The 12,847-nt window shown below is 63.8% G+C and carries 11 protein-coding genes and 1 pseudogene; 11 read left to right on the top strand and 1 reads right to left on the bottom strand.

The annotated features are described in order from the left end of the window. The first annotated feature begins 136 nt into the window (after positions 1 to 136). The 3 genes from K6K41_RS10775 to K6K41_RS10765 all read left to right on the top strand — a co-directional run bounded on the left by K6K41_RS10775 (position 137) and on the right by K6K41_RS10765 (position 2,243). On the top strand, positions 137 to 784 hold the full coding sequence (locus K6K41_RS10775; protein WP_261405035.1) for an SDR family oxidoreductase: 648 nt from the start codon (positions 137 to 139) through the stop codon (positions 782 to 784). Positions 785 to 933: 149 nt separating this feature from the next. Next, positions 934 to 1,470 carry an RNA polymerase sigma factor gene (locus tag K6K41_RS10770; protein ID WP_261405034.1) on the top strand — a complete coding sequence of 179 codons (537 nt, stop codon included), beginning with the start codon at positions 934 to 936 and terminating at the stop codon, positions 1,468 to 1,470. 260 nt (positions 1,471 to 1,730) lie between these two features. Next, on the top strand, positions 1,731 to 2,243 hold the full coding sequence (locus K6K41_RS10765; protein WP_315855176.1) for an anti-sigma factor family protein: 513 nt from the start codon (positions 1,731 to 1,733) through the stop codon (positions 2,241 to 2,243). A 468-nt stretch (positions 2,244 to 2,711) separates the two neighbouring features. On the opposite strand, the gene K6K41_RS10760 is transcribed toward K6K41_RS10765, so the two are convergent. Beyond that, a complete protein-coding gene (locus K6K41_RS10760) occupies positions 2,712 to 3,605 on the bottom strand; it encodes an AraC family transcriptional regulator (protein ID WP_261405032.1) in 894 nt (297 codons plus the stop codon). Between the two features lie 164 nt (positions 3,606 to 3,769). Here K6K41_RS10760 and K6K41_RS10755 point away from each other — a divergent pair. The 8 genes and pseudogenes from K6K41_RS10755 (at position 3,770) to K6K41_RS10720 (ending at position 12,827) form a co-directional block, all read left to right on the top strand. Further along, positions 3,770 to 4,352: pseudogene (locus K6K41_RS10755) on the top strand (DUF308 domain-containing protein). 60 nt (positions 4,353 to 4,412) lie between these two features. Then, positions 4,413 to 4,838 (top strand): organic hydroperoxide resistance protein, encoded by a 426-nt coding sequence (locus K6K41_RS10750; protein WP_261405031.1) that lies wholly within the window; start codon positions 4,413 to 4,415, stop codon positions 4,836 to 4,838. Positions 4,839 to 4,887: 49 nt separating this feature from the next. Then, positions 4,888 to 6,261, top strand: coding sequence for an FAD-containing oxidoreductase (locus K6K41_RS10745; RefSeq protein ID WP_261405030.1), 1,374 nt, complete (start codon positions 4,888 to 4,890; stop codon positions 6,259 to 6,261). 307 nt (positions 6,262 to 6,568) lie between these two features. Next, positions 6,569 to 7,894 carry a toll/interleukin-1 receptor domain-containing protein gene (locus K6K41_RS10740; protein ID WP_261405029.1) on the top strand — a complete coding sequence of 442 codons (1,326 nt, stop codon included), beginning with the start codon at positions 6,569 to 6,571 and terminating at the stop codon, positions 7,892 to 7,894. A 181-nt stretch (positions 7,895 to 8,075) separates the two neighbouring features. After that, positions 8,076 to 8,498 (top strand): hypothetical protein, encoded by a 423-nt coding sequence (locus K6K41_RS10735; RefSeq protein WP_261405028.1) that lies wholly within the window; start codon positions 8,076 to 8,078, stop codon positions 8,496 to 8,498. After that, entirely contained in the window at positions 8,495 to 10,123 is a 1,629-nt protein-coding gene (locus K6K41_RS10730; protein WP_261405027.1) for an argonaute/piwi family protein, read from the top strand. The genes K6K41_RS10735 and K6K41_RS10730 overlap by 4 nt, the downstream gene beginning before the upstream one ends. Before the next feature lie 570 nt (positions 10,124 to 10,693). Continuing rightward, complete coding sequence (locus K6K41_RS10725) at positions 10,694 to 11,383, top strand: MFS transporter (RefSeq protein WP_261405026.1); 690 nt, start codon at positions 10,694 to 10,696, stop codon at positions 11,381 to 11,383. A gap of 16 nt (positions 11,384 to 11,399) precedes the next feature. After that, the gene (locus K6K41_RS10720) at positions 11,400 to 12,827 is read left to right on the top strand and encodes a sensor histidine kinase (RefSeq protein ID WP_261405025.1); all 1,428 of its coding nucleotides are present in this window, start codon (positions 11,400 to 11,402) and stop codon (positions 12,825 to 12,827) included. Positions 12,828 to 12,847: the final 20 nt, after the last annotated feature.

The following is a 12,847-nucleotide window of genomic DNA, read 5'->3' as shown; positions in this document are numbered from 1 at the left end:
ATGGTCCGGGTAGAGCCCGGCCGCAGATTGGCATCCGCAAATCAGCTTCTTTCACATCGAAGGTTTTTCGCGATGAGCTTTTCTGATCGCAAGGTATTCGTCGTCGGCGGGTAGCCGTGGCATAGGCGCGGCGATCGTGCGGCGCTTCTCGTCAGAGGGCGCGACAGTCACGTTCACTTACGCTTCGTCGGTCGCTACCGCAGCTCAACTCGCCGCCGAAACCGGCGCGCAGGCGCTTCGGGCGGACGCCAGCGAGCGCAAAGAACTCGTCGCGGCGATCCGCGACGCCGGACCGATCGACATCTTTGTCTATAACGCCGGCTTGCTCGTGTACGGCGATCCGCTGACGCTCGCCGCCGGCGACGTCGAGCGGATGATCAACGTCAACGTCAACGGGGCCTATTTCGGGTGTGTCGAAGCTTCGCGCCTGATGCCCGATGGCGGGCGTATCATCGTCATTGGGTCCGACACTGCCGACAGCATGCCGTTCGCCGGGTTGTCGGCCTATGTGATGACCAAGGCGGCGGTGCAGGGCATGGCTCGTGGGCTGTCGCGCGACATGGGCCCGCGCAACATCACGGTGAACGTGGTCCAGCCCGGCCCGACCGACACCGATATGAACCCGGCCGAGGGTCCGCGAGCAGCGTCCATGCTCGGCCCGATGTCGATCAAGCGCTATGGCGCGCCTGACGAGGTCGCAAGCCTCACGCTCTATCTCGCCGGCCCTCAAGCACGCGGCATTACGGGCTCTATGCATACGATCGACGGGGGCTTCGCGGCTTAAGCCCACCAATTTTCGCCCGTGCCATAAGCTGTCGCACATCGCTGCAGCAATGCTTCACGGAATGATCCTGCGTGACGGGTATTCGGCAGCATTGCCTCGCTGTCGCTCCGCAGGCGCGTCCCGCACAACACCCAAAGCTGACACCAATCATGCAAGACATGCTCGTACTAATCGAGCCGGTCATTCCGGCGTTGCGACGCTATGCGAGGGCGCTGCTCCATAATTCGACCGCCGCCGATGATCTCGTTCAGGACAGTCTTGAACGCGCGATTTCGGCATGGGGCCAGCGGAGGGCCGACGGCGACGTCAAATCTTGGCTGTTCACCATTCTCCACAACCTCGCGATGAACAGTTTCACGCAGGCCCGTCGAAGAGGCGAGCATATCTCGCTGGAAGAAGCCGACCCATCGGCCTTCGCGCGCGACGCTCCGCAAGAGAACGGTCTGCGCCATCGCGAACTGGTCAACGCGCTGGCCCAACTGCCGGACGACCAGCGCAGCGTGATCCTGCTCGTGTCGGTGGAAGGGCTGTCCTATGCGCAGACCGCGAAGGTGCTGGCCGTGCCTGTGGGCACCGTCATGTCGCGTCTGTCGCGCGGAAGAGAGCGGCTCGCCACGTTGCTTAAAGCCGATTCTGGGGGCCAAGCGGCGCATAGATCGGCCCCGCATCTGAGGAGGGTAATATGACGGCCGTCCGTCCCATTCTGGAGGACGACCTCCAAGCCTATGTGGACGGCGAACTCGACGCCGGCCGCCGCGCCGAGGTTGAGGCCTATCTCGAAGGCCAACCTGACGTCGCGCGACGCGTCGCGGAGTTCGTCGCCCATCGCGCGGAATTGCAGGCGGCTTTCGGGCCGATCGCTCACGAAACGGTGCCGGTAGAGCTCAGCGTGGCTCGCCTGATCGCTGATCGGCGAAAGGCTTCGGCGTATCCGGGATGGGCTTCGATGGCGGCCGCGGTCGCGATGCTGGTCGTTGGCGCCGGAGCCGGCTGGTATGGCCGTGGAGCGTTCGAACCGCGCCTGGTCGGCGTCGTGGCGCTCGCGCAGGAGGCTTCCGCAAGCTTTGCGACCTACGCGTCCGACCATAGCAGACCAGTCGAGGTCGAGGCCGGTGACAGCGAGGGCCTGCTGAGCTGGATTTCAAACCGCCTCAAGCGCCCCGTCACGGTCCCCGACCTGACATCGTCGGGCTATCGTTTTATGGGCGGCCGCATCGTGGCGACCACGCATGGGCCGGCCGCGATGCTGATGTACGACGACGACCGAGGATCCCGGCTTGTCATGCTGATGCGGCCAATGCGGGAGCAGTTCGTTCCGATGTCGGATCAAAGCGCTGACGGCGTCGCGGGCTTCGCCTGGGCCCAGAACAGCATGGGCTATAGCCTGACTGGAGATATCGCCCCGTCGGTCCTGCACCCGATCGCGAATGAAGCGCGCCGTCAGGCCGACAAAATTTAACGTCGTCGAGATTTGAATAAAAAATTGTAGAGTGCAGGAATAAAGCGCCGATAATACTGTCTAATTATTACGATCGTTTTGGATCGATGGAGACAAGACAATGAAAATCTCACTGATCAAGGCCTTGGCCGTCGCGCTTGCTATTGCGGCCCCAACTGCAGCCTTCGCAGCGCCCCACGACGGCCTGATCCCGGCGTGACGTTCATTCGGCCAACACCGCAAGCGCCGATCACGCCGGCCGCCATGCGAAGCCTGTGGTTGAGCGTGCCGAAAAGGGTGGTGTGCTCGACGAACGCAAAGGCGGGACGCGGCCCGCGCCGCTGGACGACCCCTACGCGCGCTGGGACGCAAACACGAACGCCGGCTGACGGGGCGCGTGGGCGGGCAAGATCATCGTCTTGTCCGCCGCCCTGGCTGGCGCGCTCTGCAGGCGCCCGTATGGTTTTTAAGAGGCGGCCTGACGCCACCTCATGCGGCGCCGCCGGACTTCGGGGCGTTTCGCGGCGAGTGGCCGAAGATGTCCTTGTAAGCCCGACTGAAGGCGGCCTCGGACGCGTAGCCGATGCGCAGGCCGACCTCTCCGGCCCGCGCGTCGGGCTCGGCCAGCATGCGCCGGGCGAGGCCGAGGCGCCATTCGTTCTGGTAGCGCAGCGGGGAGCGGCCGACGAGCGCGGCGAAGCGGTCGCAGAAGTTCGATCGCGACATGCCGGCGGCCTCGGAAAGCGTCGCGACGCTCCAGCGCCGCATCGGCTCGGCGTGGATCATCTTCAGGCAGCGCGCGATGCGCGCGTCGGACAGTCCGCCAAGCCATCCTGACGCGCGGCCGAGCTGAACCCAGGTTCGCAGCACGCGGATCACCACGAGGTCGATCAGCCGCGAAATCATCAAGCCTGATCCCGGCTGCACGTCGTCGGCCTCGATCATCATGAAATGAACGATGCCGTCGATCCAGTCGGCGGCCTCGGCATGACTGAGATGAATACAGGCCGGCAGCGCGAAGACCATGCCGCGCAGGCTGTCCGGATCGAACCAGAAGCGGCAGACCACGATCTCGGCCGAACCGTCGGCAGCCGAAAGCGTCCTGTCGCCGGGGCCATGGGACAGCAGCACGAGGTCGCCGACGTCGATCCGTGAGGGCGCTTGATCGCCGCCCTCCAGACGCACGCCGCCCTTCGTTACGACCACGACATGCGCTTCACCGTCGCTCATCGGCAACTGCTCTCCCGGGGCGAGCGCGCGGGCGAACACATGGTCGCCCGTGAGCCGAATCTGGGACAGCACGCTCGACAGCAGATCGGCCGACGCCGCCGCTGACGTGTCGGGTTCTGGACGAACGATCAAGTTTTCCAGTGAATCGGCCATGGCTGGAAAGCCCCTGACGCCGCAACTTACGGGGCGAAGACGGCGACTATCAGCCTGATATCACGTCGCTTCAAAGTCAGACAACCGCGCCGTCCAGGCGCTTCGGCACCGACCGATATGGGTCGGATCGTCCGATCTCGGACGCCACAATCGTGAGAGCTTCCATGACCATTGAGATGATGCGCCAGCCCGACCGCCTCGCTGCTTCGCGCTGGCTCAGAAACTACTCCTTCGCCCGCGCGGCGTTCTCGATCGCGTGGGTGGCGGCCGCCCTCGCGGTCGGCCGCCAGACGCCGCTCGCCGCCGCGGCGCTCCTTGTCGCCTATCCGGCCTGGGACGCGATCGCCAATCTGGTCGACGCCCGGCGTAACGGCGGTCTCAGCGCCAATCGCAGCCAGAGCCTGAACGTGGCGGCGAGCGCCGTCACGACGCTCGCGGTGGCCGTCGCCCTCGGCTTCGGGCCTAACGAGGTGCTGGCCGTGTTCGGCGTCTGGGCGATCCTCTCAGGGCTGTTCCAGTTGCTCACCGGCGTGCGTCGTTGGCGGATGGGCGCCCAGTGGGCGATGGTTTTGCGGCGCCCAGTCGAGTCTCGCCGGGGCGTTCATGCTTGTCCAGGCGAGCGGCACCAAGCCCGCCAGCATCGCCGACATCGCGCCCTACGCCGCCTTCGGCGCCTTCTACTTCCTGGTTTCGGCGGTCTCGTTGACCGTGAGCAACGCACGCCAACGCAAGGCCGGATTGGCCTAAGCGGCCCCAAAATCACGACCTCCGCAGGAATGACCTGCGACTACGAAAAAGGAATGGATCATGACAGTCGACGTCAAGTATCGCACCGCCGCCACCGCGAGCGGAGGGCGTGACGGATACACCCGTACTGAAGACGGCAAGCTCGATCTGAAGCTGTCCACGCCGAAGGAACTCGGCGGGCCCGGTGGCGAGGGGACCAACCCCGAGCAACTGTTCGCGTCGGGATATGCCGCTTGCTTCCTCGGCGCATTGAAGTTCGCCGCTCGCCAGCTTGGCCTCCAGGCGACCGCGGATGCCACAGTCACCGCATCGGTGGGCATCGGATTAAGCCCCAATGGCGGCTTTGGCCTGGACGTCGAGCTATTGGTTTTGCTCCCGGGTATGGAGCGCGACGACGCTCAGCGACTGGCGGAGGCAGCTCACCAGAACTGTCCCTACTCCAACGCCACGCGTGGCAACATCGACGTCCGTCTCAGCGTCGTCTGAACCCGTCAACGCTTCAGCGTCATGCCTCAATCAACAAGGTAGCCTCAAGATGCGTAGTTTCGACGCGATCATCATCGGGGCCGGCCAGGCGGGTCCCTCGCTCGCTGGCCGGCTGAACCAGGCCGGTCTGTCGGTCGCCATCATAGAGCGCCACCTTGTTGGCGGCACCTGCGTGAACACCGGCTGCAAGCCGACAAAGACGCTCGTCGCCAGCGCCTACGCCGTTCACACCGCGCGGCGCGGCCAGGACTACGGCTTCAACGTGGCCGAGCCGATCGAGATCGACATGAAGAAGGTGGCGGCTCGGGCGGACCAGGTCATCCGCGGCTCACGGTCGTCCAATGAGAGTTGGCTGGCCGGCATGGCCGACGTTGAGCTGATCCGCGGCCATGCGCGCTTCGAGGGTCCAAATATCGTCGCCGTCAATGGCGAGCGACTGACGGCGCCGCGGATCTTCATCAATGTCGGCGGTCGCGCTGTGACGCCGGACATGCCCGGAATTGATCAGGTCCCCATCCTCACCAACACCGACATGGTGGCGCTCGACATGCTGCCAAGGCATCTCGTCGTCATCGGCGGAAGCTACATCGGGCTTGAGTTCGCCCAGATGTACCGTCGCTTCGGCTCAGAGGTCACGGTTGTCGAGCGGATGGACCGCCTCATCGGGCGGGAGGACGCCGACGTGTCCGAGGCCGTGCGTGACATCCTCGAGGCTGAAGGGATCTCGATCCGCACAGGCGCGGACTGCATCGGATTTGCTCGCAGCGGTGACGATGTCGAGGTGCGCGTGGATTGCGCCGAGGGATCGCAGCCGATCGTAGCCAGTCATGTCCTTATGGCGGTCGGGCGGCGTCCGAACACAGACGACCTCGGACTGGAAGCCGCAGGCGTCGTTGTCGACGCACGCGGCTACATCACCGTCGACGACAGGTTGGAGACCAGCGCGCCCGGGATCTGGGCGCTCGGCGACTGCAATGGTCGCGGCGCCTTCACTCACACGGCCTACAACGACTTCGAAATCGTCGCCGCGAACCTCCTCGACGGCGAAGATCGTCGGGTCAGCCAACGCCTTCCGGGCTATGCGCTCTACATCGATCCGCCGCTCGCGCGTGTGGGAATGACGGACGCGGAGGCGCAAAAGAGCGGGAGACGGCTGCTTCATTCGAAGCGACCCATGTCGCGCGTCGGTCGTGCGGTCGAGAAGGGCGAGACGCAAGGGTTCATGAAGGTGGTGGCCGACGCCGACACCCGGCGCATCCTCGGCGCGGCGATACTGGGAACGGGCGGCGACGAGGCCATCCACGGCGTCCTGAACATGATGAACGCCGACCAGCCGATCGAAGCGCTGCGTTGGTCGGTGCCGGTTCATCCGACGGTTTCAGAGCTTGTCCCCACCGTCCTGCTAGATCTCGCGCCGCTCTGAGGCTGCACCGGAGAGGCCACTGCGTCTACCGTGAGACGAATGGAATTAGCGGGCTTGATCCGTTTGGCTCGCCGACCTAGTCGGCTTGCCGGTCTCCGAGTCCAAGTCTGAGGTAAGCGTCCGCAATCGGGGGAAGCGTCAATGGCCGTTCTTGGCCCCGAGCCGCTTTGAGTCGCCTGCGTTCTACTGGCGAACAATCGCCCATCGACAGTCCTGGGCGGCATCCCGCAACAAACCCACTGACGTTCGATCGGTGATGGCTCCGTCTGCTTGACCGCAATCGGGGCGCGCATCCTATCATGCGTCTATGGCTCATAGCTTCGCGAATCTGTCAGCGACTGATTTCGAGGAGCTGAGTCGAGACCTGATCGGCTGCGCGCTCGAAGCCCGGTTCGAGGGGTTCACACCGGGCCCCGACGGCGGGATCGACGGGCGGCACTCCGTCGGGTCGAACACGACCATCCTGCAGGCCAAGCACCTAGAACGGTCGTCATTCAGCGATCTGAAACGCACCATGCGCAAGGAGCGCGCGTCGATCGACCGGCTCGCGCCCCAACGATACGTGCTGACCACCTCCCAGGGACTGACGCCATCCAACAAGAAAGCACTCCGGGAGATCATCGGTCCATCGCTGCAAAGCGAGCGCGACATTTTCGGCGCCGACGATCTGAATGGGCTGCTTCGCGCCTTTCCCGACGTCGAGAAGGCCCATCCGAAGCTCTGGTCCGTCCGCGGCGGCGTTTTGCAGACGCTCATCGCGGAAGCGGTCAGCGAGGGCGTCGCGACCTCCAGGCAGGTCCCGAAACCGCTTGCGGATCTCATCGCCGCGAAAGCTCCCGCCCCGGAGGCTGCGGACAAGTCCCGCCCCGCTGTGGCGCGCGACGTCCTGTTCCTCGCCAAGACAAGCCAGGACGACGAGTTCGCATTGTGGCTGGCGCCCAAGCTCGAGGCGGAAGGCTACAACGTCTTCGCCGACATTCTCACTCTGGAGCCCGGCGACCGGTGGCGAAAGGAGCGAACGCAGGCCCTGCGCAATCGCGCGAGCAAGGTTCTGGTTCTTTGCCGCGACGCGTCGCTGGCGTCCAGCGACATACAGGACGATCTCTCCGTCGCTGTGGAACTCGCCGAGGAGCTCGGCGACAAGCGGTTCGTCATTCCACTGCGTCTTGAGCCCTACAAGAAGGTCCATGGGCTCGGCGACGCAGTTCACGTCGACTTCGTTCGGGGATGGGGCGAAGGCCTGCAGTCGCTCTTGACTACCCTCAAACGCCAGCGCGCGCCAAAGCGTGCGGACGGTCCCCGCGTCCATCCGAACTGGGAGATCTTCCGCAGGCGCGGTGCGATCCCTCTGAAGGACGAACCCGAACGCCTGACGTCGAACTGGCTTCGCGTGGCCGCGGCGCCGGACAAGATCTTCTTCTATGAGCCTGTCGGCCACATCGATCGATCGATGCTCAAGCGCGCGCTCACGAGTTTTCCCCGTCCGATCAGCCCGTACGCTTCCGGGTATTTCACGTTCGCCGACGGCCACGAAGTCGACGGGGCTCTCAGCCATCTGGGCAGGTTCTCGGTCAAGCACGCCATCCCGCTGGACCAGTTTTCTAGAGAATGGGTTTGCCGAGCTAAGCCTTGAGCGCCAGACCGCGCAGAACATTCTCTATTGGTTGAGCCGAGCCGCTTGGGAGGCCTATTGCTCAAGGCTCGGCCTGATCGAACGCCAGTATTCGAATGCGCTCGGATTTCACGTCTCACGCGATCAGGCCGCGATCCGTCAGCGGATCCCATGGAGCCGGCAGGGAGAACGGCGCTGGTCGATGCTGCGCAATGTTGCCAAGGGCCATGTCTGGTCGTTCGGCGTCACGGCAATTCCGGTCTTCGAGCCATTCTTCCACATCCGCCTCAAATCGCGGGTCCTGTTCGCAACCCCGGACGACAAGTCCGGCGAGACCGTAATCGCAGATGTGCGCAAGCAGCATCGCCTGCGGCGTTCAATCTGCAAGGGTTGGCGCAACAAGCAATGGCACGGCAGGCTACTGGCGTTTCTTGAAATCCTGTCCGGCGAGTCCGCCTTTGTCAGGCTTTCGGTGTCCGACACGGCGGCGATCGTGCTCGAAGCCACTCCGATGCTCTTCACCTCTCCCGTGAGCACGCTGTCGCCGGACGCGCTCGAGGACGATGAGGAGGAGCAGGACGCCTCCACGCTCGGCCGGCCCGAGCCTGAAGAGATCGACCCATGAAGTTTCCGGAACGGACTCTCCTCGTCGAACATTTCCATGAGCCCGTCCTCGAATTCGCCAGCGGCCAGACGACGGCCCATCCCAAGGACGGCCTGTTCCTCTATGGGCCTCACGACAAGGCGAAGAAAATCCAGGAAGTGCGGATCGGCGTCGTCGGCACGCCGGACGGCGTCAAGCACTTCAGGGCGTGGAGCGCCAGGATGGGCGCGATGATCGCGGTGCCGCCTCCCGGCAAGGGACAGAAGGCGGACCGCCTTCACCTGGCGAATTTCCCCGGCATCGAACCGACGTTCGGCGTCACCTTTGATCCGGAACGCGCCAGCGTGCTCACGCTCTCACTGGCGGACATCGATCGCAAATCCAGACTGCTCAACCCACAACGAGGCCGTCAGCGAAGTCGCATCGCTCTACGTCAATCGCGTCAGAAACATCTGAAGAACGACGAGAGAGCAGTCGACCTCTGGGTCATCGTCATCCCGGAAATCGTCTACGAGCGCTGCCGTCCCGAGTCTCGTCGTACCGGTCTTCCGATGCAGGTCGGCAGTTTCGTCAAAAAGCGCCGGACCAAGGAGGATCTGCCTCTCCTTGCCCCGGTGCTGGATCAATCGGCGGAGAGCATTTTCGAGAACGCGCCGGACTTCCATCGGCACATCAAGGCCCAGTTCCTCGACATCGGTCCAACGCAGCTGGTTCGAGAAACGACGATCGCGCCTGAGGCGTTTCTCAACAAGGCGGGCTATCCGTCCCGGAAGACCCAGGATGAGGCGACGATCGCCTGGAACCTGGCGACCGGCCTCTATTACAAGACCCAGCCGCGGCCGCCGTGGAAACTTGCGCAGGTCAGACCAGGCGTCTGCTACATCGGCATGGTCTACAAGGCGCTGCCCTCCGATCCCGAAGGCCATTCCTGCTGCGCAGCCCAGATGTTTCTCAACGAGGGCGACGGAGTCGTCTTCCGCGGAGCGAACGGCCCATGGAAGACCGGGGACAACGATTTTCACCTCAAGCCGGCGGCAGCCAAAGAGCTGCTCAAGATGGTCCTAGAAACCTATCAAGAAGACCATGGCAGGCCGCCGGACGAGCTCTTCCTCCATGGGCAGACCTATTTCAACGACGAGGAGTGGCGCGCGTTCGTCGACGTGGCTCCGAAGGGAACGAACGTGGTCGGCGTCCGCATCCGAACCACCAGCGGCGAGACGAAGCTGTTCCGCGACGGCGACTATCCGGTTCTGCGAGGGACGGCCCTGCTGATCGACGACCGAAGCGCGTATCTCTGGACCACGGGTTACGTCCCTCAGCTGGACACCTATATCGGCCCGGAAACTCCCAATCCGCTGCTGATTAAGACCTTGCGGAGCAAGTCGGCCATGCCAGACATTCGCACGGTGCTCGGCGACATCATGGGCCTCACCAAGATCAACTATAACTCCTGCAATTTTAACGACGGGCTCCCGGTGACCGTTCGCTTCGCGCGGATGGTCGGCGACGTGCTGACGATGGGAGCGGCCAAAGGGGCTGAGCGGCAGCCCTTCAATTCTATATCTGACTACGTTCCGCGCAGAAGATCGCACCGGCCAGCATGGCACCCCTACTCTGATATCGCGGCGCAGCCGCAGGGGCCGTGAAAACGCCTCTGCCGGCTTTGCGCAGTCGGAGGAAGGGCTCAGGCGGCGTCGCCGCGTCGCAACCTGGCTCGTAGCTGTCAGCCTACCTACCGACATACGCCACCGTATAGGTTGGCGCCCGCGATGCCCGCTGCAAAAGCAGGAGAGACCCGGCGTTCTCATGCGCCAGCGGACTGGGCGGGCAATGAAGCTAGCAAACATCAGATCGTCAGGCCAAACGACCGAACGCATCCTCCTGGCGAGCCTCATCGGGACCGCGGTCGAATTCTACGACTTTTACATCTATGCGACCGCGGCTAGCCTGATCTTTGGCCCACTCTTTTTCCCGACAGCCCTTCCCGGTTACGAGCTGCTCGGCGCCTACGCAAGTTTCGGCATAGCGTTCATCGCAAGGCCGCTCGGCGGTGCCGTCTTCGGGCATTTCGGAGACCGCGTGGGGCGTAAGACGACCCTTGTGGCGTCCCTGCTTTTAATGGGCGCGTCTACGGCCGCGATTGCTTCCTGCCGACTTATGCGGTCGCTGGCTGGGTAGCGCCCTTTCTGCTGTGCCTTCTGCGGTTCGGCCAAGGCTTGGCGCTCGGTGGTGAGTGGACTGGCGCGACGCTTCTCGCACTTGAAAACGCCCCGCCTGGCTGGAGAGCCCGGTTTGCGATGTTCGCACCCTTGGGCGCCCCGATCGGTTTCATTCTCGCGAACGGGCTCTTCCTGATCCTCACGCTGACTTTGACGTCGGATCAGTTCCGCGATTGGGGCTGGCGGGTGCCGTTCCTGCTCAGCGCTCCTTTGGTCTGGATGGGACTTTGGGTCCGCCTCAACCTGCTTGAAACCGCAGAGTTCGCCAAAGCCCTCATGGAAGCCCAGCCGCCCCGTGTGCCGCTTCTCGAGCTCATGCGAACGCACACCGGCCAGGTGATCGCGGGCACCTTCGGCGTAGTCGCGTGCTTCTCGCTCTACTACACCGCGACCGCATTCGCGCTGGGCTACGGCACGACCACGCTTGGCTACTCGAGATCGTCATTTCTTGTCGTGGAACTGGGGGCGATCCTGTTCATGGCGGCGGGCATCGTCGCAGCCAGCTGGCTTTCGGATCGGCTCTACCCGGAACGAGTGCTCATCTTCGGATGCGCGGGCACGATCCTTTCAGGGATCCTCCTAGCGCCCATGCTGGGCGCCGGATCCTTGTGGATCATCTTCATCTTCCTCGCGTTCTCGCTGCTCGTCATGGGCTTCGTGAACGGACCTCGGCGCGTGGCTGCCTAGCCTGTTCCCGGCGCGCGTGCGCTACACCGGCACTTCGGTCGCCTTCAATCTTGGCGGCATCCTCGGCGGCGCGTTCTCGCCCACGATCTCCCAAGCTTTGGCCGAACAGAGCGGCTTGGCTGCGGTCGGCTTCTATCTGGCTCTGACTGGAGGCGTGAGCCTCATCGCCTTCGACGCCAGCGCGCGAAAGCGAGCACTGGGCGACTTGGCGCGCAGCGAAAAGCGATACCGGTCAATCTTCGAGCAGACGCATGTCTCGCTGCTCGAGATCGACTTCTCTTACGCTCACGAGAAGCTCGTCAGCCTAAGAGCGAGGGGCGTCGTCGACCTTGCCGAACACGCCCGGGACGCCCAAGCATTCTGCTCCGAGTGCGTATCCAGGAGCTTCGTCGTAGACGCCAATGAAGCGACCGTTCGCATGCTTGGTCACAAGTCGAGGGACGATATACTCGGTCCCTTGGACAGGATCCTGCCTGGCAAAGACGACATCATCACTCAACTGCTCGAAACGATGTGGCGCGGCGAGGATCGGTTCGAGCGCGAGATTGAGTTCAGCGCCGGCGCGAAGGGAAACGGAACGGCTCTCCTTGTCATCGCCCTTCCCGAAGAGGCGACCGCTTACGAGCGGCTGGCATGTGCGATGATCGACGTCACCGAGCGGGAGCAAGCCAAAGAGGCGCTCATCGCCGCCCAGGAGGAATTGGCCAGAGCAGGTCGGATATCGACCGTCGGCGCAGTATCGGCCTCCATCGCCCATGAGGTGAACCAGCCGATCGGCGCGATGGTGATGAGCGCCCAAGCCTGCCTGCGTTGGCTGAGACGCGATCCGCCCGATCTCGATGAGGCCACGCTTGCCGCCGAGCGCGCGGTCCGCGACGGGTTGCGGGCGGGCGATATCGTTCAGCGCACACGAGAGCAACTTCGGAGAACCAAACGGCGTCCGGAGGCAGTCGACCTTCGCAGTCTGGCTGTAGAGGCGAGCGGCCTTCTGCGGGAGCTAAGTTCGATCTCTGCAACGGTCGACGTCCAGAGCACCGGCCCTTCTTTGGTGACCGCCGATCGCGTCGAGCTACAGCAGGTCATCGTCAACCTGATGTCGAACGGTCTTCACGCCATGATGGATGTCGCGAGCGCCCAAAGACGGCTTGTCGTGACCGTCGGCCCCTCTGGCGACGATCTCGTCAGTCTGACCGTCAGGGATTTTGGCGCCGGTATCGACGCCGCTAATTTGGCGAAGCTCTTCGATCCCTTCTTCACGACCAAGCGCGAGGGAATGGGTATCGGCCTGGCGATCTGCAAGAGCATCGTCGAAGGCCACGATGGCTCGCTCGCGGCCCGCAACAATGAAGACTGCGGGGCGACCTTCGAGGTCAGACTGCCGAAGACGGACCCCGACGCGATCCACGCGAATGGCGCTGAAGACGTCAGGGCGGTCTTGGCCTAGGTCGGGGCGCTTTGGAAGAG

It is taken from the genome of Chenggangzhangella methanolivorans, assembly GCF_019797865.1.
GTDB lineage: Bacteria > Pseudomonadota > Alphaproteobacteria > Rhizobiales > Methylopilaceae > Methylopila > Methylopila methanolivorans.
The sequence above is the reverse complement of the archived record's forward strand: the minus strand, read 5'-3'. Positions and strand labels throughout refer to the sequence as shown.